Here is a 22,216-nt window from a genome sequence, read left to right as displayed (position 1 = left end):
GCATGAAGTTGACCATCCTTGGCTGTTCCGGCTCGGTGCCCACCGTGGGCAATCCGGCCTCTGGCTACCTCGTGTCCTTTGACTCTGCCCCGTCCATCATCATGGATTTGGGGCCCGGCACCCTCGCGCGCCTGCAAGAGCATCAGGATCCGTGCGATGCCCACGTGGTGTTTACGCACCTGCATGCGGACCACTGCCTAGACTTTCCCTCCCTGATGGTATGGCGCCGCTTTCACCCCACCGCGCCGGCGCCGGCCCGCAATTTCTGCCTGGGCCCGCAGCGCACGGAGTCCCACCTGGGGCGGTTGTCCTCGGATGATCCGGGGGGTGTGGATGATATGAGCGATACGTTTGCGTTTAGCCCCTGGGTGGACCGTGAGCGCCAGTTGGTCGATGACGTCTACATCACCCCCTACCGCGTGGTTCACCCGGTGGAGGCCTACGCCCTGCGCATGGAGCAGGCCAAGGGCGGCGCCACGCTGTGCTACTCGGGGGATTCGGCCTACGCACCCGCGCTTGTTGAAGCCGCACGGGGCGCCGACGTCTTCCTGTGCGAGGCCGCGTGGGGCGAGACCTCTGAGGGCAAGGCCCCGAACATGCACATGTCCGGGGCGGAGGCCGGGCGCCTGGCCCGCGAGGCCGGGGTGAAGAAGCTGGTGCTCATCCACCTGCAGCCGTGGGGTGACGCGGCGGCCACGTTCGCGGCCGCGGCCCGCGAGTTCGACGGCGAGGTTGTCCTGGGTGCCGCCGGGATGGAGTTTGAGCTGTAGCTGCCCACGGTAGGGTAGGGGGCATGACTGATTTCACTCGTGCCGATGGTCGCGCGCTCGACCAGCTCCGCAGCGTCCGCATTACCCGCAACTTCACCACCAACCCGGCTGGGTCGGTGCTGGTGGAGTTCGGCAATACCCGCGTGATGTGCACCGCCTCCGTGGAGTTTGGCGTGCCGCGTTTTAAGAAGGATTCCGGGGAGGGCTGGCTGACCGCGGAGTACGCGATGCTCCCGTCCGCCACCCACGACCGCATGCCGCGCGAGTCCATGAAGGGCAAGGTCAAGGGACGCACCCACGAGATCTCGCGCCTGGTGGGCCGCTCCCTGCGCGCCGCGGTGGATTTGGAGGAGCTGGGGGAGAACACCATCCAGCTGGACTGCGATGTGCTGCAGGCCGATGGTGGCACCCGCACGGCGTCGATTACCGGCGCCTATGTTGCGCTTGCCGATGCGATCGCGCACCTCAAGGAGGAGGGCGTGGTTCCGGGCGAGCCGCTGCTGGATCCCATCGCGGCGGTGTCCGTTGGCATCATCGACGGCCACGTGTGCCTGGACCTGCCCTACGAGGAGGACTCCCGCGCGGAGGTGGACCTCAACGTGGTGATGCAGGAAGGCGGAGACTTCGTGGAGATTCAGGGCACCGGGGAGCACGGTCTCTTCGGTCGTGCGGAGCTCAATGACATGCTGGACGTGGCGCAGGAGGGCTGTGCCCAGCTTATCGACGTTCAAAAGGCGGCCCTGGGATGGTAAAACTTCTCGTCGCGTCGAATAACTCGAAGAAGCTCGCTGAGCTGGAGCGCATCCTGGCCGATGCCGGGATTGAAGGCATCGAGCTGCTGCCGCTGTCCGCGGTGGAGGCCTACCCGGAGCCGATCGAGGACGGGCGCACCTTTGCCGATAACGCGCTCATCAAGGCCCGCGCCGGGGTCCAGCACACTGGCCTGGCCACGATTGCGGATGATTCCGGCCTGGCCGTGGAAGAGCTCAACGGCATGCCCGGCGTGCTCTCTGCGCGTTGGTCGGGCGGCCACGGCGACGATGAGGCGAACAACCGCCTGTTGCTGGGGCAGATGTCCCACGTGCCGGCGCAGCGCCGCGCGGCGGCCTTCGTCTCCGTGTGCGCGCTCGTGACCCCCGATGGGCAGGAGCACGTGGTGGAGGGCCGCTGGCCCGGGGTCCTGCTGACCGCGCCGCAGGGTGAGAACGGCTTCGGCTACGACCCGCTCTTCCAGCCGGAGGGCGAGCAGCGCTCCGCTGCGGAGATGTCCCCTGAGGAAAAGAACGCGGTCTCGCACCGCGGCCGCGCCCTGGCGCAGCTGCGCGAGCCTTTGGCGGCGCTTGCCGGCCAAGCCTAAGCATCCGCCGGGCCATGACCGCAAGCCCCGGCATCCGCTAGCGGGGCTGGTTAAGAAGGACCATCTGCACACATTCTGCGAAGACCACCTAGGGAAATGCAGAAGCTGAATCGCAGGTGGTCCCTTAACTTTGGTCCCTTCCGCACATGGTTCTACTCAAATGGTTCTCCTGCCCTCAAACGAACCTTCTGCGGTGCTTCAGCTGGTTTCTTTGCCCCCAGAGGAGCCCGATGAGGGGAACCAAATGACTAAAACCATTTGGGGGCAGGGCTGGGGTAAAGAAAACCCCGCACGGAAAACTCGCGCGGGGTTTGAAATTGTGCGCCCGGTGAGACTTGAACTCACACGTCATAAGACACTAGAACCTAAATCTAGCGCGTCTGCCAATTCCGCCACGGGCGCAAACTATGTGCTGCCGCGCACGACGCGAATGCGTCTGCGGCAACGGGGACCAGCTTACAGGGCGGCAGGGCACGGACGGAAATCCACTTTTGCGGGGCTGGTGGGTAGGCTGTTGTACCGTGAGCAACAACCTAACGCCGAAAAAGAAGATGAAGGTCCGATGGTGGCACATCGTTCTCATCGCCTTCTTCGTTGTGCTCTTCTTGTTCCTTGCCTACTGGCAGTGGACGCGCTTCCGCTCCGGCTCGGGAACCTTCCAGAACTTGGGCTATGCCTTCCAGTGGCCGCTGTTCGCGGTATTCGTCGTCTACGCCTACCGCACGGCGATGCGCTACGAGAACGAGCGCATCGACGCCGAGAATGAAGCCCTTGAGCAGGGCACAGAGCCCGGCCACTACCAGGCGCCGCAGCGCGCCACGGGCAGCGGCAAGAGCGCACAGGCCGAGAAACGCCAGCCGGTCACCAAGATCGACGAGGACTTCCTGCCCCCGCGCCCGCAGATCGACGTCGAGACCTTCAACGCTATGAACACCCAACGCCGCCGTCGCGGCACAGAAGAGGAGAACTAATGAGCAACTCCGCGAATTCCCCCTTTACCGAGTCCGCGCAGCAGACCAAGGGCATTCACCCTGCCCGTAAGGACCGCATCCGCGGCCCGCTGAAGTTTTTCTCCATCGCGGCCACGGTGACCGGTATCTTCCTGCTGGTGCTCGTCGCCCGCATGATCCTGCAGTACGGAGTCGGCATGGAGATGCCGTCCTGGGCAACCCTGGTGGCCCAGGCGCACGGCGTGGCCTACATGATCTACCTGCTATCCATCCTCATCCTGGGCCCGCGCGCGCTGTGGCCGGTGAGCAAGCTGATCACCACTGCCCTGGCCGGCGTGGTGCCGTTCTTGTCTTTCTGGATGGAGCACAAGCGCCGCGCGGAGCTCAAGGAGCAGTTCCAGCTTTAGCCAGGGACACGCGGCACGCGCTACGCTAGACAGCGTCTTTTCGTGCCGTGAAAGGGGCTCTATAGTCATGTCTCCTCGCAAAGTCAGCACTACGCTTATCGCCGTCGTCGTGCTGTTGTCGTTGGCCTGCGCGGCCTTGGGCGTCTACGCCCTGCGTTCGTCGGACGATATCTACAGCGCCCCTGTGGAATCCACCAACACGCAGGTTATCAACGCCGTGCAGCGCGAGGAGCAGGTCGTGCTCCTCAGCCTGGGCATTCAGGGCCTGGCGGAGAAGTCTTCCGCCGGCGAGGTCATGGGCGTGCGCGTCCCGTGGACCGACCGCACCCAGTTTGTGCAGTACTCCTACAAGGCCAAGCTGGGTATTGAAGGAAAGGACGTCCGCGTCACCGAGTCCGGCGAGCACGCCTATACCGTCGAGATCCCGCAGTTCATTTTCATCGGCCACACGGATGAGGAGTTCAAGACCGCGGTGGAGGATAACGGCGTGCTGAGCTGGACCACGCAGCCGCTGGATGCGGCCTCGACCGTCTCCGATGTCCTCAGTGCGGACAAGAAGCGCGAGGACATCAACGACAACCGCGAGCTACTGCAGGACCAAGCCCGTTCCTTCTACGAGGGCATCATTCGCGGAGTGGACCCGGAAGCCCAGGTCACCTTGGAGTTTCACTAGGCCCTGAGGGCGGTTACTCCACCTCGGTGAACTTGCGGTCCCAGTACGCGCGCACCGGGTTGGCATCCGCTAGCAGGATGTCGAAGCGGTCGTTGGCAATCTCGATGATTTCGCTTAAGATGACGCGCTGCTCCAGCTCGTCGGAGTTGGACAGGCGGCGCACGCCGGCGTCGATGACACGGTCGGCGGAATCGTTAGTGTCCAGGTAGGCCACGAACGGCATGTCGAAGCGCTCGCGGTAGGCCCGGGCAACGTCGACCAGCTGCTCCGTTTGCACATCGTCCAAGTCATCGAGCGCGAGCGAGCCGCGATCGGCGGAGATGGTGGCCGCCGTGTCAACGTCGGCAAGCAGCAGCTCATCCATCGCCGGGTAGTCGTGGATGAGGGCGCGGCGCTGTTCGGCCGGGGCGGTGAGCACGGCCACCTGGATGGCCTCACGCAGCTGGCTGACGTCGGCGAACGGGCGGGACTCCCACGCGGCCTTCAGCGGCCAGGTCTCGTTGTTGAACAGCGGGCGCAGGGCGGCGACGAAGCCCTCGCGGTCCATCGCGTTGAGCTCGCTGAGGGAGACCCCCGCGCCGTCGATGCGGCTGACGTCATCCTCGGACTGCGTGCCCACGTGGAAGAAGAGCAGGTTGAGCAGGATGGCGGTAATCGCGCCAATGGACATGCCGGAGGAGACGAAAATCTGCGCCCACTCCGGGAAGGCCGCGGCCACGTCCGGCTTGAAGGTCACCAGCATGGCCAGTCCCAGGGCGGTGGTGACGATGGCGGCGTTGCGGCCGTCGGCGATGTTCTCCTTGGCAATGGTCTGCAGGCCCGCCCACGCCACGTTGGCAAACAACGCCAGGGAGGCGCCGCCGAGCACAGGAGAGGGGATGGCGGCCACGATGGCTGCGGCCTTAGGCAGCAGACCGAGGATGACCATGAAGCCGGCGGCGGAAGCGGCCACCCAGCGCGACTTCACGCCGGTGAGGCGGACCAAACCAACGTTTTGCGCAAAGCAGGTATAGGGGAAGGAGTTCATGATGCCGCCGAGCATGGTGGACAGGCCGTCGGCGCGGATGGCGCGCACCACGTCGTCGCGCTTGATGCGCTTCTTCACAATTTCGCCCGTCGCGAAGACGTCACCGGTGGTTTCCACCATGGTGATGATCATGACGATGATGAGGGACAGAATCGCCATGATGTCGAAGCGCGGGGCGCCGAAGTAGAACGGGGTGGTCATGCCGATAGCGTCGGCGTCGCTGACGCCGTTGAACGAAGTATCCCCCAGCACCAGCGCCACGCCCGTGCCGATGACGAGGCCCAGGAGCACGGACAGGGTGCCCAGGAAGCCGCGGAAGAAGCGCTGGACCACGATGATGATGGCCAACGTGCCGAATCCGTAGGCGAGGTCCCGCGCGGTGGGTGTGGCCTCGGCATAGTTGACGAAGTCATTGGCGGAGACCGCCAGCAGGGACGTGCCCATGACCAGCAGCACTGTGCCGGTGACGATGGGAGGGAAGTACTTGAGTACGCGCCCGAAGACGGGGGCGGCGAGGAAGGTGAAGATACCGGAGGCGATGATGGCGCCGTAGATGGTAGGCAGGGCCTGGTCCTCGGCGCTGAGGCCGATGGCGATAATCGGGCTCACCGCGGTGGTGGTCACGCCCTGGATGATGGGCAGGCGAACGCCAATGTGCTTGCCGACGCCCACCGATTGGATCAACGTGGCCAGGCCACAGGTGAGCAGGTCGGCGTTGATGAGGTGAATCGTCGTGGCCTCATCGAGGCCCAGGGAGCCGGCGATGAGCAGCGGGACGATGACCGCGCCGGCGTAGAACGCAAGCACGTGCTGGAGGCCGAGCGCGGCCAGTTTCGGGGCGGGCGGGACCGAATCAACGGGGTGTGTGGGACGTGGGGAGTGAGGTACGGCGGCGGTGTCAGACACGCGGGCAAGCTCCTTGGGACAGGGCAGAAGACGTTTTGTGCACTTACTTTAGAGCGCGCCGCGGACACGTCACAAAAAATAATCTTGGATTTACTCCGGTTTTAATGTGTTAAAAGACATGATAGGGGGTGGCTCACCCCCGGAGTTAAACCGTACGGCCGTTACCCATGGCTGTTATAACCAGTAGGTTGGTGCTAAAACCCCATGATATGGTGGCGTGGGTCTCAAAATGGCCGATGTGAGGTTGTTGTGAATACGTCCTAGGATGGTGTGCAGAGAAGGGTTGATGACAGCCCGGACCCTCCGTAGCCCACGTCATAAAAGCCCTTCTAAACACAACCTTTGTGACGTCGTGTGAACCAAGAAGGGAGTCATTAACTTGACCACCGCAACCGAGCAGTCCGTACAGTTCGAAGCCTGGAAGGGCTTTGAGCCGGGCCCGTGGACCGAGAACATTAATGTCCGCGACTTCATCCAGCGCAACTACACCCCGTACGACGGTGACGCCTCCTTCCTGGCCGGCCCCACCGAGAAGACGAAGAACGTGTGGAACCACCTGGAGGAGAACTACCTGTCCGTCGAGCGTAAGAAGCGCATTTTCGACGTGGACACCCACACCCCGACAGACATCGACGCTTTCCCGGCCGGCTACATCTGCGAGGATGACAACGTCATCGTCGGTCTGCAGACCGACAGCCCGCTCAAGCGCGCCATGATGCCCTTTGGCGGCTGGCGCATGGTCAAGCAGGCCATCTTCGAGGCCGGCAAGGAAGTCGACCCGGACGTGGAGAAGATCTTCACCCGCTACCGCAAGACTCACAACGACGCGGTTTTCGATATCTACACCCCGCGTATCCGCGCTGCCCGCTCGTCTCACATCATCACCGGCCTGCCGGATGCCTACGGCCGCGGCCGCATCATCGGTGACTACCGCCGCGTGGCCCTCTACGGCGTGGACTACCTCATTGCTGAGAAGGAAGCCGCCAAGCACTCCGTCGGTGACGTGGGATTCTCCGAGCACTGGGCGCGCTACCGCGAAGAGCACTCTGAGCAGATCAAGGCTCTGAAGAAGCTGAAGAAGATGGCGGAGTCCTACGGCTTCGACATCTCCGGCCCGGCTAAGACCGCGCACGAGGCAGTGCAGTGGACCTACTTTGGCTACCTTGCCTCCATCAAGTCCCAGGACGGCGCCGCCATGTCCATCGGCCGCCTCTCTGCCTTCTTCGACTGCTACTTCGAGCGCGACCTCGCCGCCGGCATCATCACCGAGGAAGATGCCCAGGAGATCATCGACCAGCTGGTGCTCAAGCTGCGCATCGTCCGCTTCCTGCGCACCGAGGACTACGACCAGATCTTCTCCGGCGACCCGTACTGGGCAACCTGGTCCGATGCAGGCTTTGGTAGCGATGGCCGCCACATGGTGACCAAGACCTCCTTCCGCCTGCTGCAGACGCTGATCAACCTGGGCCCGTCCCCGGAGCCGAACATCACCATCTTCTGGGATCCGCAGCTGCCGGCCGGCTACAAGGAATTCTGCGCCCACATCTCGATTGAGACCTCCTCTATTCAGTACGAGTCGGACCGCCAGATTCGTGAGCAGTGGGGCGACGACGCGGCGATTGCGTGCTGCGTGTCCCCTATGGCCGTCGGCAAGCAAATGCAGTTCTTCGGAGCCCGCGTCAACGCCGCCAAGGCCCTGCTCTACGCCATCAACGGCGGCCGTGACGAGGTCAGCGGCAAGCAGGTCGTCGACGGCTACAAGGCCATCGAGGGTGACGGCCCGCTGGACTTCGACGAGGTCTGGCAGAAGTACGAAGAGATGCTGGACTGGGTGGTTGGCACCTACGTCGAGGCGCTGAACATCATCCACTACTGCCACGACAAGTACGCCTACGAGGCCGTCGAAATGGCGCTGCATGATTCCGACATCGTGCGCTCCATGGGCTGTGGCATCGCCGGCCTGTCCATCGTGGCGGACTCCCTCGCCGCCATTAAGTACGCCAAGGTCTACCCGGTGCGCGATGAGACCGGCCTGATTGTGGACTACAAGACGGAGGGTGACTTCCCCTTCTACGGCAACGACGACGACCGCGCCGACGACATCGCCGCCACCGTCGTCCACACCGTGATGGAGAAGATTAAGGCCATCCCGATGTACCGCAACGCCATCCCCACCCAGTCGGTGCTGACGATTACGTCCAACGTGGTCTACGGCAAGGCCACCGGTTCCTTCCCATCCGGCCACGAGGCGGGCACCCCGTTCGCGCCGGGCGCTAACCCGGAGAACGGTGCGGACAGCCACGGCATGGTCGCCTCCATGCTCTCGGTAGGCAAGTTGGACTACAAGGACGCTCTTGACGGCATCTCGCTGACCAACACCATCACCCCGTCCGGCCTGGGCCGCACGCCGGAGGAGCGCATCACCAACCTGGTGGGCGTCCTCGACGCCGGCTTCATCATGGACTCCGAATAATCCTCCCCCCAAACGCAACTATCTCTTCCGAAGGAGAAAACATCATGGCAACCCCCACTTTTGACGAGCGTCTCGCAACTATGAAGGCCAACCGCGAGGCACACCAGATGAACTCTGGCCTGTACCACGCCAACATCAACGTGCTGGACAAGTCCACCCTGGAGGACGCCGTTGAGCACCCGGAGAAGTACCCGAACCTGACCGTGCGTGTTTCCGGCTACGCGGTGAACTTTGTAAAGCTCACCCGCGAGCAGCAGCTCGACGTCATCTCCCGTACCTTCCACCAGGGCTCCTAAATGGCTGATGGCATTACCGGCGTCGTTCACCTATCCCCCGAAGCGGGAGACAAGGTGCGCGGCGCCGCCGCCGGTTTGGGCTCGGTCAACGACCTCGAGGACATTACTCGCCCGGAGTTGATGCAGGCGCGGCGTACTGGTGACGTGGCCCTCGTCCACTCCTGGGAGCTGGTGACGTCCGTCGACGGCCCCGGAACCCGCATGACCATGTTCATGTCGGGCTGCCCGCTGCGCTGCCAGTACTGCCATAACCCGGACACGATGGAGATGAAGGTGGGCACGCTGGAGCGCATCGAGGACGTGGTCAAGCGCATCAAGCGCTACAAGCCGGTCTTCAAGGCCTCCGGCGGTGGCCTGACCATCTCGGGCGGCGAGCCGCTGTTCCAAATTGCCTTCGCCAGGCGCGTGCTCAAGGAGATCCACGACGCAGGTATTCACACGACGATTGACACGTCGGGATACTTGGGCTCGCGCCTGCGCGACGAGGACCTGGACAACATTGACCTGGTGCTGCTGGATGTGAAGTCCGGCGACGAGGAGACCTATAAGAAGGTCACGCACCGCGAGCTGCAGCCCACCATCGACTTTGGCGACCGCCTCAGCGCGGCGGGCAAGCCGGTGTGGATCCGTTTCGTGGTGGTGCCGGGGCTTACCGACGCCCCCGAGAACGTCGCCAACGTGGTCAAGATTGTCTCCCGGTGGAAGAGCAACGTCGAGCGCGTCGAGGTCCTGCCCTTCCACAACATGGGCGCGGACAAGTGGCACGAGTTGGGCTACCCGTACACCCTGGAGGATACGAAGCCACCCAAACCGGAGGACATCGAATCTATCCGGGATGCGTTCCGCGCGGAAGGTTTCGTGGTCTACTAGAGGGCATGAAACGCTTCGGCCACACCATCAAGGAACACACCCTCACCGTCCCCTGGGACTACGACGACCCCGCGGCGGGCTCCTTCGAGCTCTACGCGCGGGAGGTCATCCCGCCTGGCGGTGAGAAGTACCCGGCACTGCTCTATAACCAGGGCGGGCCGGGTTTTCCCGCGCCGCGGCCGACCGACGCCACCGGGCTCCTAGGCAAGGGCTTGGAGCGCTACCGCTGGATCCTCATGGACCAGCGCGGCACCGGGCGCAGCCACCGGATCGACGAGCTCAGCCCAGCGGAGGACCGCTCCGCGCAGCGCTTGGGCCAGCTGCGTCAGGACCACATCGTCCGCGATGCCGAACGCCTGCGTGAGTACTTGGGGGAGGAGCGCTGGGATCTCTTCGGCCAATCCTTCGGCGGTTTCATCATCACCTCTTACGCCTCGATGTTCCCGGACTCCATCGGGCGCGCCTTCCTCACCGGTGGCCTGCCCACCTTGACCAAGGGCGCGGACGATCTCTATCGGACCACCTTTGCCAAGCTCAAGGTGCGCCACGAGCGCTTTTATGCCCAGTTCCCGTGGGCTCAAGAACGCATCGAAGAGATTATCCACCACCTGGACAATTCGGAAGAACTGTTGCCCACGGGTGAGCGCCTCTCCTCCCGCCGCTTCCGCACCATCGGCATCGAGTTGGGCCGCGGCACCGGCTTCGACAACCTGGCCTACCTGCTGGAGGAGCCCTTCCGCACCGTGGGCGGGGAGAAGCGCCTGCGCTCGGACTTTCTGCACAGCGTCGGAAGCCGCGTGAGCTTCCAGGCCGGGCCGCTCTATGCCGCGATCCACGAGTCGATCTATGGCGGCGTCGGCGGCCAGTCCGTGACCGGCTGGGCGGCCCACCGCATCCGCGAGGAGTTCCCCGAGTTCGCCGAGGACGGGATGTATCTGACCGGCGAGCACATCTTCCCCTGGCAATTCGACGAGGACCCAGCGCTGCGCCCCTTCAAGGAGGGCGCGGAAGGTCTGGCCGCTCATGAGTGGAGCAGCTCGCCGTACGAAGCCGAAGTGCTTGGCAGCGCACCGCTTGGTGCTGCGGCCGCCGTCTACCTCGACGACGTCTTCGTGCCCTTCGAGGATTCCCTGGCCACGGGGGAGACCTACCGCGACCTGCGCCCGATGGTGACCAATCGCTTCCAGCACAACGGCATCGCCGAAGACGGCGCCGGGATTCTGGGCGAGCTGTTCCGCTTGGCCGACGACCACTAAGCGCTCCTTATGCCCAGCGCGCCGGGTAGGTCGTGGCGGTGCTCACGTTGTGGCAAAATTGTCGTTAACGGTACAGATCTTCAGAAAGGGTAGTCTATGTTCGGACTTGTCGTCGTCGGCCTCCTCTTAATTCTCATCATCGTCACGGCTTTCGACGGTTTCTACATCGTGCGCACGAAGGAAGCCGCCATCATCGAGCGCTTGGGTAAGTTCGTCACGGTCGCGCACGCCGGCCTACACCTCAAGGTGCCGTTCGTGGACCGCGTGCGAGCGAAGATCAACCTGCAGGTGCGCCAGCTCGACGTCATGGTGGAGACCAAGACCAAGGACAACGTCTTCGTCCAGATTCCGGTCGCTGTGCAGTACGAGGTGGTTCAGGGCAGCGAGCGCCAAGCCTTCTACACCCTGTCCAACCACGAGCAGCAGATTGTGGCCTACGTGCAGGACAACGTTCGCTCCTCGGTGGCGAACATGGCACTGGATGACTCCTTCTCCTCCAAGGACACCATCGCCCGCAACGTAGCGATGAGCCTGCGGGACAACATGGCTGCCTACGGCTGGAACTTCGTCAACACCCTGGTGACGGATATCCGCCCAGACTCCCGCGTGCGCGAGTCCATGAACTCCATCAACGCCGCGCAGCGTGAGCGCGAGGCGGCGGTGGCCCAGGCCGAGGCGGAGAAGATCCGCGTGGTCAAGGAGGCCGAGGGTGCGGCCGAAGCCAAGAAGCTGCAGGGCCGCGGCGTGGCTGACCAGCGCAAGGAGATCGTCGAGGGTATTGCCCAACAGTACGAGCTGCTGCGCGCCGCCGGTGTGGAGGAGAACCCGGAGACCCTCATGCTGGTCTCTCAATACCTCGACGCCATGGTGGACGTGGCGGACCGGGCGCACACCAACGTGCTGTACATGCCGTCGAACCCGGGTGGCATGCAGGACCTCTTCAGCGGCATGCGCGACACGCTCCTGTCGACCGACGCCATCAACTCTGCCCCGAAGCCGTCCGTGCCCGCCGGGGAGGCGAAGCGCAGCCGCGAGGACTTCGCCGACGCGCGCCGCCGGCGCGAGGAGCAGGAGCGCCGCGAGCGCGATGAGCGTGCCAGCCGCGATGCGGAGGCGTTGGAGCAGGCCCAGCAGCACGCTCAGCAGGCCCAGCAGCACGCTCAGCAGAACCCGGGCCAGATGCCAAACTTCCCCGGCACCCAGCAGGGCAGCGCCCAGCCGCAGAGCGCGCGGGACTACTTTAACCAGCTGCGCAACCAGCTCAACCAGAACAACAACGGCAACCACTAGGCATTAGGCACGACAACTCAGACGCAGGGCCTTCCTCCAGAAGCGGGGGAGGCCCTGCGCTTAGCAGGCATGCAGCAGGCGGCTCAGCGCGTCCTTTTCGGCCTCGGTCACCCACACGCCGTAGGCGGCTTTGACGTCGACGATGCGCTGGGCGTACACGCAGCGGTAGGCCTTGTGCGGCGGCAGCCAGGTGGCCGCGTCGCCGGCGCCTTTCTGCTGGTTGAGGGGCCCATCCACGGCGAGGAGATTGCGCGGGTCGTTGGCAAAGTCGCGGCGCTGCTCCGGTGACCATTGCTGGGCGCCCTTCTGCCAGGCGTCGGCAAGCGGCACCACGTGGTCGATCTGGACCGCACTCGACGTATCCGCCCCGCGCTGAAAGTCAATGTCCTCGTCCGAGTACGGGTCGTGCAGGGTGCCGGACAGGGCCACGCAGTCGTGGGTGCCCTCCTTGACCACCAGGTTGTCTAGGTCGCGCCGAAGGATGTCATTGCGGGTATCGCAGCCGTTGTGGCCGAACTCCACGGTGACGTCGTCGGACCAGGCCTGCCCGAACTGTTCGCGCTCGTAGCCGGTCATCGGTGCGCGGCCCTTGACTGCGAGGGAATCCAGGGTCGCGAGGGAGTCTGCGGCCTGCGGTGCGGGAGTTGGGGTGCCGGAAAGTGCGGCGTCTGGGTCCTCTCCATCGGCAGCGGGTGATTCGTTGCTGGGGGCCGCGGAAGGGCCTGCCTCGGCGCGTTCGGCGGGGGAGGAGAAGACGATGCCGCACAGCACGAGCGCGGCGACAACCACGTTGAGGAGAGCTGCGAGAATGAACGGGGTACGAGAGGCCATGACGCATTGATCCTAGTGGGTAGAATCTACTGTCGGTATGAGTATCGATATGTTCTTTGACGAGTACCTCTCCGAGCGCGGACTGACCCGCTCAGCCGAGGTAGTACCGGATCACGCCTGCCAGGTATTTAGCGCCCAGCCCGGGGACTCGCCGGAGGCCGCACTCGAGGAGGCCGCGCAGCGGGTTGCGCGCGCCCTGGGGGAGTAGCGCGTGAACATCCCTCACAACGCGTTCGCGCTGTCCTTCTCTGGGCAAGGTTTTGCCTGGCTTCCCACCCTCCAGGAGGCACTGGCTGCGGGGGTGCGGCCCCACGTGGCTGAGTACCTCGCCGACGCGGAGGAACTACTCGCCCCGCTGGCCGTCGATCTCCTCCCCGCCAGCCCGCACGGCTTCGCACCGCTCGCCTGGGCCGATGCCGAGCCTGCCTGTGCCCTCACCGCCCCAGCCGTGTCGGTGCCGGGCATCCTCACCGCGCAGCTCGCGGTGCTGGAGTCCCTCCGCGCTCAGGGGCTGGATGCTTCCGCGTCCGTGCTGAACATCGGCCATTCCCAGGGCTGCCTTGCCGCCGCCGTCGCGTCCGGCCGCGCCGCTCCGGCCGAGGCCCTCGCCCTATCCCGCCTCATCGGCGCCGCGCTGACGACGACTGCCCGGATCCATGGTCTCGTGCGCACGGCGCAGGGCGCTCCGATGGTGGCGGTCCACGGAGCCACGCAGGAGGAACTCGCCGCGGCTGGGGCCCGCCTCGGGCTTGTCAACGGCCGCGACCGCCACGTCATCGTGGGCACCCCGGAAGAACTTGCCTGCGTGCGCCGCAGCATGGCAGACGAGCAGGCAACCTTCACTGACCTCGACGTCGACGCCGCCTTCCACCACCCCGCCCTGGCGCAGGCGGTGGAGCAGGTGGAGCACTGGGTAGCACGAATCGGTCTCGATTCGGCACTCAGCAGGGAGCTGGCGCGCGCGGTGCTTACGGATACCGTCGATTGGCCTGCCTGCGTCGACGAGGCTGTTACCGCCGGCGCACAGTGGATCCTGGAGGTAGGCCCCACCCGCGGCGTCGAGCCGCTGACGCGGGCCGCGGTGGCCGGCCGCGGCGTGGGAACCCTAGCCGTGGGGACTGCTGAGGGCCAGGCGCAGCTCTTCGAGCCGGGCCGCGCGCCCGCGCTGCCGACGGCGTGGTCCGACTTCGCCCCGCGGCTAGTGAGCGGCCGCCTGACCACCCGGTTTACTGAGGTAACGGGCTATTCCCCGGTGATGCTGCCCGGCATGACGCCCACCACGGTGGACCCGGACATCGTGGCCGCAGCAGCCAATGCTGGCCACTGGGCGGAGCTCGCCGGCGGCGGGCAGCACACCGACGCCATTCTGGATAGAAACCTGACAAGGCTCGCAGGGCTCCTCCATCCGGGGGTCAACGTCCAGTTCAACGCCCTGTACCTCTCGGCCGCGCAGTGGCGCCGCCAGATTGTGGGGGAGCGAGCCATCCCGCGGGCGCGGGCCGCGGGCGCGCCCCTTAACGGCGTGGTCATCTCCGCGGGCATCCCGCCGCACGAGGAGGCACTCGCCCACATAGAGCGCCTCCACGCGGAGAATATTCCCTGGGTGGCCTTCAAGCCCGGCACGGTGGAGCAGATCGAGCAGGTGCTCGCCCTCGCCCGCGACACCTCTGCCACGCTCATCATGCAGGTCGAGGGTGCTAGCGCCGGCGGGCACCACTCCACCGAAGAGCTCGACACGTTGCTCGCCGCAACGTATGCAGACATCCGTCAGTGCCCCAATGTCCTGCTCGCGGTCGGCGGCGGCATCGGCACTCCGGCGCGGGGTGCGGAGTACCTCACGGGAGCGTGGTCGCAGCGCTTCGGCCTGCCTACAGCGCCTGTTGACGCCATCATGGTCGGCACCGCCGCCATGGCTACCCGCGAGTCCATAGCGTCCGAATCGGTGAAGGGCGCGCTCGTTGCCGCCACGGAGGAGGACGTGACCTCGGGCCGCTCCGATTTGGGGGCGAGTATCCATGAGCTGGACAATTCCTTCGCCCGTGCCGGGCGGTTGCTCGATGAGGTCGCGGGCGACGCGGAGCTCGTCGCCTCCCGCCGCGCGGAGATCAGTGCGGCGCTGGCGCAGACCAGCAAGCCCTACTTCGGTGACCTCGACGCCATGACCTATGCCGAGTGGCTGGGGCGCTACCTAGAGCTGTCCTTCCTGGGCGGCTGGGTGGACGAGTCGTGGCGCACACGCTTCGAGCAGATGGTGGCGCGCGCCGAGGCCCGCCTGCATGAGGCCGACCACGGCGAGATAACCCTGCAGGTCACCGTCGATGGTGATGCGCCCGCCGTCGCTATTGACGCGCTTACTGGGCTCTACGGCGACGCCGCCCTTCACCCCACGGACGCCGCGTGGTTCATCACACTCATCGATGGCCCCGGCAAACCGCCGAGCTTCGTGCCGCTTATCGACGCCTCCGTGCGCCGCCGCTTCCGCCAGGACTCGTTGTGGCAGGCCCACAACGAGCACTACAGCGCCGACCAGGTGTGCATCATCCCCGGGACCGCCGCCGTGGCCGGCATCGAGCGCGTCAACGAGCCGGTGGCGGAGCTGCTGGCGCGCTTCGAGCAGGCTGCCGCTGAGCGGGTCGCCGACTCTGCTCCCCAGGGCCTGGACGTGCCCGCGCCGAGCGCCGCGGAGCGCATCCGCCGTGCCCCCAGCCTGTGCTGGGCCGGCCGCGAACAGCCGAACCCGCTGCTCCTCGAGCTGCCCGGCGCGACGCTGGAGCGGGTGAACCCAGACTCCGCCGACTTCTGGTTCACTGTCCCGCTGGACCCTGGTGCCCACCGCGAAGCGACTGGCGGCGCCGCACTGCGCGTGCGCATTGCCGCGCCGCGCGTGCCGGGGGCCTCGCCGGTGGTGAGCGCGGAGGACGCAGCCTCCGCCATGCGGGAGCTCGCGCGCGAGGCCGCGGGCGGACGCCTGCCGGAGGTAGACCACGGCAGCGCCACGGTCACCGCCCGCCTCGACGCCTCTGACATCGCGAACTACCTGTCCGTGACCAGCGCCGGCGTGGTCGACGGCCCCGCCGCGCCGGACGTCCTGGTAGGTGCTGCCTGGCCAGCCATCTTTGCGGTCATTGCGGATGCCCGCACAAACGCCGATAGCGCCGGGGCAGGCGAGCCCGTGGTCGAGGGCCTGCTCAACCTGGTGCACCTTGAGCACTCGCTGGAGCTGGCGGACGGCGCGGCTGCGCTGCTTGACGCTGCGGCCGCGCCGGGTGCCGCGCCCCTGGACCTGTCCGTGACCGCGGATCTGAGCGCAGTACGGGACACAACTGCCGGCCGGGTTATCGAGGTTGTGGTGACACTGGGCGGAGACGCAGATGCCGCCCAGCTGCGCGAGCGCTTCCTCATTCCCGGGCGCACCGGCGAGGAGCCTGTGCCCGGCGTGGATGAGAACGCTGACACGACCGAGGCGTTCGTCCGCGACACCCCGCGCTCCTTCCGGCACCGCCTCACCGTCATGGCGCCAGAATCCCTGCGCCCATTCGCCGCGGTGACGGGGGACCATAACCCCATTCACGTCTCCGCGAACGCGGCGGCGCTGGCGGGGTTGCAGAACGGGCCCATCGTGCATGGCATGTGGACCTCCGCGCTGGCGCAGGCGGCCGCGGCCTTCGACGGCACTCGGGTCCTGCAGTGGTCGGCGAAGATGCTGGCCCCGGTGCAGCCGGGCAGCGAGGTGGAGCTGGTGGCGCACCGGGTGGGCGTCGACAAGCGCCGCGGCCACGGCGAGGTCCGCTCCGTCACTGCTACCAGCCACGGCGTGGTGGTGCTCGACGCCCGCGCCACACTGAGCGCGCCGCGCACGTTTTATGCCTTCCCCGGACAGGGTATCCAGGCGCCCGGGATGGGCATGGCGGATTATGGCGCCTCGCCCGCCGCGCGCGCAGTATGGGACCGCGCCGATGCGCACACGAGGCAGCACCTGGGCTTTTCGATCCTGGAGATCGTGCGGAACAACCCGGAGACCGTGGTGGTCGACGGCACCGCGTATTCCCACCCCGAAGGTGTGCTGTACCTGACCCACTTCACGCAGGTGGCCATGGCCACGCTGGGCTGCGCGCAGGTGGCGGCGCTAAGGGAGGCGGGGGTCCTAGACACCACCGCGGCCTTCGGCGGGCACTCCGTGGGCGAGTACAACGCCCTGGCAGCCTATGCTGGGGTGCTCTCGCTGGAGGTGGTCCTGGAAATCGTCTACGTTCGCGGTCTCACCATGGACCGCCTGGTGGAGCGCGACGCCGCAGGCTATTCGCGCTACGGCCTGGGCGCGCTGCGGCCGCACCGGATGGGCATGCGTGCCGACGAGGTTGAGGACTACGTGGCCGGCATCGCGGCGACCTCCGGTGAGTTCCTGGAAGTGGTCAACTACAACGTGGCCGGGCGCCAGTACGCCATCGCCGGTACCACCGCGGGCCTTCGCGCCGTTGAGGCCGCCGCCGAGCACCGAGCGCCTGGCGCACGTGCCTTCGTGTCCATTCCCGGCGTTGACGTGCCCTTCCACTCCTCGCGTCTGGTGGCAGGCGTGGATGACTTCCGCGCCCACCTGGATGAGCTCATCCCGCAGGAGATTGATCTGTCTGTGCTGGTGGGGCGCTACGTCCCCAACCTCGTGGCCCGCCCTTTCGCCCTGGAGCGCGGCTTCGTGGAGGCCATCGCGGAGGTTGTTGATTCCCCGCGCATCGCGGCCATCCTCGCGGATTTCGACGCCGCCGCCGCGGAGCCGCAGAAGCTTGGGCGCACGCTGCTGGTGGAGCTGTTGTCCTGGCAGTTCGCCTCCCCGGTGCGCTGGATCGAAACGCAGGAACTGCTGCTCACCCCGCGTGGGAAGCGGACCGCGTTGGGGCTTGCGGGCTTGGGCATTGAGCGCTTCATCGAGGTAGGAGTAGGCCATGCCCCCACCGTGGCCAACATGGTGGGCCAGACGCTGGGCGCGCCGGAGTACGCGGGGGTGAGGGTCGAGGTCCGCAACTCCGAGCGCGACCGCGCCAGGGTCTTCGCCGAGGACGCGGATGTGCAACCGGAAGAAGCACCCATTCCGGACGCCGCGCCGGCTGCCCCCGCGCCGGCTCCCGCAGCAGAGGCACCCGCGCGCGCTCAGTCCCCGCGCCAGGAGGTTGCTGACCGGCCGCTGAGCGTGCAGAGCGCCGTGGAGATGCTCATCGCGCTGTGGACCAAGGTGCGCCCCGACCAGATGGTGGCCACCGATACGATTGAGACCCTCGTGGAGGGGGTTTCCTCCCGCCGCAACCAGCTGCTGCTGGATCTAGGCGTGGAGTTCGGCATCCCCGCCATCGATGGTGCGGCGGATATGCCGGTTAACCAGCTCGCGGAGACCGTGGCCCAGCGCGCGCCGGGCTATCACGCCTTCGGGCCGGTGCTCACCGAGCAGGTGGCGCAGGCCGTGCGCCGCGCGACCGGGCCGGCGGGGAAGAAGCCGTCTTATATTGCCCAGCGCGTGAGCGCCGAGTGGGGCCTGGGCCCCGGCTGGGCGGACCGCGCGGTGGCGGAGCTCGTGCTGGGCAGCCGCGAGGGCACCTCCGTGCGGGGCGGGGAGCTGGCCACGTTGCCCGTCACGGCAGTCACCACCCCAACGGAGCTGGATGCGCTTATCGACGCCTCCCTGACCACCGCCGCCACCCGCGCCGGCGTGGAGGTGACCCGGGTGGTGAAGGAAACCGCAACCGCGGTGGATTCCGCGGCGCTGGCGGCGTACACGGAAAGGCTCGAGTCCGCGCTGGAGGATTCCGCCCGCACGCTACTGGCGGCCCTGGGGCGCGGCGACGAGCAGGGCGAGGAATCCGCGCAGGAGGAAAACCCGACTGGTCTGGCCGAGCTCGTGGAGACTGAGCTGGGCTCGGACTGGGCGAAGCGCGTGGCGCCGGCCTTCGACGCGCAGAAGGCGGTGCTGTTGGATGACCGCTGGGCCAGTGCCCGCGAGGACCTCGTTCGGGCTGCCGCGGCCGGCGTAAAGGAACCGGACCTCGACGTCCTGGGAGCCGGTGCGGAGGTTGCGCGCATGGCCGATTACCTGGGCTACCGCCGCCAGGCCGTGGATGCTGAGGTGCCGGGCGACTCCCTGCTGCACGCCGGGCAGGTGGCCGTGGTGACGGGTGGGGCGCCGGGCTCGATTGGCGCGGAGATCATCGCCGAGCTGCTCGCCGAGGCAGCGACGGTCATCGCGACGACCTCGCAGCTAACCCAGGACCGCCTGGAATTCTTTAAGGAGCTCTACCGCACCAGCGCCGTCGGCACGGCGGCGCTGTGGGTAGTGCCAGCCAACCTCAACTCCTTTTCCGATATCGACGCGCTGGTGGAATGGATCGGCACGCAGCAGACGGTCACCGTGGGCGGGAAGACCGAGCTGCTCAAACCGGCCTTCGTGCCCGATCTGCTCTTCCCCTTCGCCGCCCCGCCCGTGCGCGGCACCCTGGCCGATTCCGGTGCGGAAGCAGAGGCCCAGATGCGCTTGCTGCTGTGGTCGGTAGAAAAGCTCATCGCGGGCCTGTCCGCGCTGGGCGCAGATACCCACCTGGGCCACCGCCTCCACGTGGTGCTGCCGGGATCACCCAACCGCGGACGCTTCGGCGGCGACGGCGCGTATGGCGAGGCCAAGGCGGCCTTCGACGCCCTGGTGCAGCGCTGGCACTCCGAACAGGCAGCGTGGGGCGCGCGAACCTCGCTGGTCCACGCGCTCATTGGCTGGGTACGCGGCACCGGGCTCATGGCGGGCAACGATCCGCTGGTGGAGCAGGTCGAGGCCCGCGGGGTGAGCACGTACTCGGCGAAGGACATGGCGATTCAACTCGTCGATAGCGCCGCGGACGAGGAGGCCCTCCTCCGCGCCGCCGACGGGCCGCTTAGCATGGACTTCACCGGCGGGTTGGCCGAGGCCGACCTAGACCTGGCTGCGTTGGCCCGCGACGCCGCGCTGGCCAGCGTCCCCCCGGCGCCCGCCGAGGACCTCACCCCAGCGCCGCGCACCGTCACGGCCCTGCCGAACGCGCTCGCACCCGTGGAGTGGACCCGGCCCGACTTCCGTGGGCTCACCCAATCCCTGGAGGACATGGTCGTCCTCGTCGGAGCAGGGGAGCTGGGGCCGCTGGGAACCGCGCGCACGCGCTTCGAGGTCGAGGTCGGCGGGGATCTCTCCGCCGCCGGTGTGCTGGAGCTGGCGTGGAGCCAGGGACTGGTGACCTGGGACGCCTCGTCCGCCGTCTGGGTCACGCCGGAGGGCGAGGAGGTAGCCGAGGAAGACGTCTACGAGCGCTTCCACGACGACGTCCTCGCCGGCATCGGCGTGCGCCGCTTCCACGATGACTTCGGCCCGCACCTGCCCATGGTGGATAACCTCGCACCTGAGCTGACCACCATCTACCTGGACAAGCCACTCACCTTCGCCGTGGAGGATGAGGCCACCGCACGCTCCTTCGTGGACAGGTGCGAGGGCGCTTCCCTGAAGCGCGTCGACGTCGAATCCGGTGGCGCTGAGTGGCAGGTCACCCGGCCCGCCGGGTCCGCAGTGCGCGTGCCGCGGCGGGTGGCCATGACGCGCTTTGTCGGCGGCCAGATTCCGGAGGGCTTCGATCCGGCGGTCTACGGTATTCCGGCGGACATGCTGGACAGCGTCGACCGCCTCGCCCTGTGGAACCTCGTGTGCACGATCGAGGCCTTCCTCGCCGCGGGCTTGAGCCCGGCCGAGCTGCTCACCCACGTCCACCCGGCGCGGGTGAGCTCCACCCAGGGCACCGGGATGGCGGGGCAGGAGGCGCTGCGCTCGTTGTACGTCGATAAGCTCCTGGCCCACTCCCGCCAGCACGACATCCTCCAGGAAGCTCTGCCCAACGTCATCGCCGCGCACGTCATGCAAGACTATGTCGGCGGCTACGGGCAGATGGTCCACCCGGTGGCGGCATGCGCCACGGCGGCGGTCTCCGTGGAGGAGGCCGTGGACAAGCTGCGCTTGCGCAAGGCGGACTTCGTCGTCGCCGGCGGCATCGACGCGCTATCCGTGGAGGGCATTACCGGCTTCGGCGACATGGCGGCCACCGCCGATAGCGCGGCGATGGAAGCGAAGGGCATCGAGCACCGCTTCTTTTCCCGCGCCAACGACCGCCGCCGCGGCGGATTCGTGGAGTCGGAGGGCGGCGGCACGCTGCTGCTCGCACGCGGCAGCCTGGCCGCGGAGCTGGGCCTTCCGGTCCTGGGCGTGGTGGCCTTTGCCGAGTCCTTCGCCGACGGCGCGCACACCTCCATCCCCGCGCCGGGCCTGGGCGCCCTCTCAGCGGCGCGTGGGGGAGCAGATTCTCGACTCGCCCGCGATCTGGCGGCGCTCGGCGTTTCGGCGGACGACATCGCGGTGCTGTCCAAGCACGACACCTCCACGAGCGCCAATGATCCCAACGAATCCGACCTGCACGAGCGCCTCGCCCGCGCCCTCGGGCGCAGCGCCGGCAACCCGCTCTACGTCATCTCCCAGAAGGCTTTGACCGGCCACGCCAAGGGCGGGGCGGCGGCCTTCCAGCTGGCAGGCCTGTGCCAGGTCCTGCGCGGCGGCATCGTGCCGCCGAACCGCTCGCTGGACTGCGTGGACCCAGCACTGCGCCGCCACGAGCACCTCGTGTGGCTGCGCCAGCCGCTGGACCTGCGCGCGGCCCCGCCGAAGGCTGGACTGCTCACCTCGCTGGGCTTCGGGCACGTCTCCGCGCTCATTGCGCTGGTGCACCCGGAGGCTTTCGTCGCAGCACTCGCGGCCGAGCGCGGTAAGGACGCAGCCCAGGCCTGGCGCGCGGCTGCCACGGCGCGGGAGCACCAGGGCCTGCGCCGCCTCGAAGAAGCCATGCGGGGCGGGCCGGCACTGTACCAACGGCCGGCCGAACGCAACCTGGGCGGCGGCGACCCGGCCGCGCTCACAGAGCGCGAGGCCGCGGTGCTACTCAGCGAGTCCGCGCGCCTGCGCGGCGGCGTCCTCGAACCCGATCCGGGTGCGGAAGGTACATCCCAGCGGGGGTAAAAAGTCTCCCGATACCCCCAGCGTGCGCGGTCTGAAACGATAAAGAAGC

Annotated in this window: 15 protein-coding genes and 1 tRNA gene; 13 read left to right on the top strand and 3 right to left on the bottom strand. The window is 67.0% G+C overall.

The window, feature by feature from the left end:
- Window positions 1-2: 2 nt before the first annotated feature.
- The 3 genes from ACKFR8_RS06570 to rdgB are packed head-to-tail and all read left to right on the top strand — an operon-like array spanning window position 3 to window position 2,127.
- Window positions 3-770, top strand: coding sequence for an MBL fold metallo-hydrolase (locus ACKFR8_RS06570; protein ID WP_408929517.1), 768 nt, complete (start codon window positions 3-5; stop codon window positions 768-770).
- A 23-nt stretch (window positions 771-793) separates the two neighbouring features.
- Window positions 794-1,522: a ribonuclease PH gene (gene rph, locus ACKFR8_RS06565; protein WP_296133033.1), complete on the top strand. Its 729-nt coding sequence runs from the start codon at window positions 794-796 to the stop codon at window positions 1,520-1,522.
- On the top strand, window positions 1,516-2,127 hold the full coding sequence (gene rdgB / locus ACKFR8_RS06560; protein ID WP_296133032.1) for an RdgB/HAM1 family non-canonical purine NTP pyrophosphatase: 612 nt from the start codon (window positions 1,516-1,518) through the stop codon (window positions 2,125-2,127). Before rph ends, rdgB begins: the two co-directional genes overlap by 7 nt.
- A gap of 320 nt (window positions 2,128-2,447) precedes the next feature.
- On the opposite strand, the gene ACKFR8_RS06555 is transcribed toward rdgB, so the two are convergent.
- Window positions 2,448-2,529: transfer RNA gene (locus ACKFR8_RS06555), tRNA-Leu, on the bottom strand.
- Window positions 2,530-2,678: 149 nt separating this feature from the next.
- Between ACKFR8_RS06555 and ACKFR8_RS06550 the strand changes: the two genes are divergently transcribed.
- The 3 genes from ACKFR8_RS06550 (at window position 2,679) to ACKFR8_RS06540 (ending at window position 4,157) form a co-directional block, all read left to right on the top strand.
- Complete coding sequence (locus ACKFR8_RS06550; RefSeq protein ID WP_408931001.1) at window positions 2,679-3,098, top strand: hypothetical protein; 420 nt, start codon at window positions 2,679-2,681, stop codon at window positions 3,096-3,098.
- On the top strand, window positions 3,098-3,484 hold the full coding sequence (locus ACKFR8_RS06545) for a DUF3817 domain-containing protein (RefSeq protein WP_408929516.1): 387 nt from the start codon (window positions 3,098-3,100) through the stop codon (window positions 3,482-3,484). The genes ACKFR8_RS06550 and ACKFR8_RS06545 overlap by 1 nt, the downstream gene beginning before the upstream one ends.
- 67 nt (window positions 3,485-3,551) lie before the next feature.
- Window positions 3,552-4,157 carry a hypothetical protein gene (locus ACKFR8_RS06540; RefSeq protein WP_408929515.1) on the top strand — a complete coding sequence of 202 codons (606 nt, stop codon included), beginning with the start codon at window positions 3,552-3,554 and terminating at the stop codon, window positions 4,155-4,157.
- A gap of 13 nt (window positions 4,158-4,170) precedes the next feature.
- Here ACKFR8_RS06540 and ACKFR8_RS06535 read toward each other — a convergent pair whose 3' ends face one another.
- On the bottom strand, window positions 4,171-6,090 hold the full coding sequence (locus tag ACKFR8_RS06535; RefSeq protein WP_296133029.1) for a solute carrier family 23 protein: 1,920 nt from the start codon (window positions 6,088-6,090) through the stop codon (window positions 4,171-4,173).
- 379 nt (window positions 6,091-6,469) lie between these two features.
- Between ACKFR8_RS06535 and pflB the strand changes: the two genes are divergently transcribed.
- The 5 genes from pflB (at window position 6,470) to ACKFR8_RS06510 (ending at window position 12,275) form a co-directional block, all read left to right on the top strand.
- Window positions 6,470-8,563 carry a formate C-acetyltransferase gene (pflB, locus tag ACKFR8_RS06530; protein WP_296133028.1) on the top strand — a complete coding sequence of 698 codons (2,094 nt, stop codon included), beginning with the start codon at window positions 6,470-6,472 and terminating at the stop codon, window positions 8,561-8,563.
- Window positions 8,564-8,607: 44 nt separating this feature from the next.
- A complete protein-coding gene (grcA2, locus tag ACKFR8_RS06525) occupies window positions 8,608-8,859 on the top strand; it encodes an autonomous glycyl radical cofactor GrcA2 (protein WP_296133027.1) in 252 nt (83 codons plus the stop codon).
- The gene (gene pflA / locus ACKFR8_RS06520) at window positions 8,860-9,729 is read left to right on the top strand and encodes a pyruvate formate-lyase-activating protein (RefSeq protein WP_296133026.1); all 870 of its coding nucleotides are present in this window, start codon (window positions 8,860-8,862) and stop codon (window positions 9,727-9,729) included.
- A gap of 5 nt (window positions 9,730-9,734) precedes the next feature.
- Window positions 9,735-10,985 carry an alpha/beta fold hydrolase gene (locus ACKFR8_RS06515; protein WP_408929514.1) on the top strand — a complete coding sequence of 417 codons (1,251 nt, stop codon included), beginning with the start codon at window positions 9,735-9,737 and terminating at the stop codon, window positions 10,983-10,985.
- 96 nt (window positions 10,986-11,081) lie between these two features.
- The gene (locus ACKFR8_RS06510; RefSeq protein ID WP_296133024.1) at window positions 11,082-12,275 is read left to right on the top strand and encodes an SPFH domain-containing protein; all 1,194 of its coding nucleotides are present in this window, start codon (window positions 11,082-11,084) and stop codon (window positions 12,273-12,275) included.
- Window positions 12,276-12,335: 60 nt separating this feature from the next.
- Here the strand turns inward: ACKFR8_RS06510 and ACKFR8_RS06505 are convergent, their stop codons facing one another.
- The gene (locus tag ACKFR8_RS06505; RefSeq protein WP_296133023.1) at window positions 12,336-13,106 is read right to left on the bottom strand and encodes an HNH endonuclease family protein; all 771 of its coding nucleotides are present in this window, start codon (window positions 13,104-13,106) and stop codon (window positions 12,336-12,338) included.
- A 37-nt stretch (window positions 13,107-13,143) separates the two neighbouring features.
- Here ACKFR8_RS06505 and ACKFR8_RS06500 point away from each other — a divergent pair, with 37 nt between their 5' ends.
- The gene (locus ACKFR8_RS06500; RefSeq protein WP_408929513.1) at window positions 13,144-13,314 is read left to right on the top strand and encodes a hypothetical protein; all 171 of its coding nucleotides are present in this window, start codon (window positions 13,144-13,146) and stop codon (window positions 13,312-13,314) included.
- Between the two features lie 3 nt (window positions 13,315-13,317).
- Window positions 13,318-22,167, top strand: a complete 8,850-nt coding sequence (locus tag ACKFR8_RS06495; protein ID WP_408930954.1) for a fatty acid synthase subunit beta domain-containing protein — start codon at window positions 13,318-13,320, stop codon at window positions 22,165-22,167.
- Window positions 22,168-22,216: the final 49 nt, after the last annotated feature.

It is taken from the genome of Corynebacterium axilliensis, assembly GCF_046097495.1.
Taxonomy (GTDB): Bacteria; Actinomycetota; Actinomycetes; order Mycobacteriales; family Mycobacteriaceae; genus Corynebacterium.
This window is presented reverse-complemented; position numbering and strand designations above follow the sequence as displayed.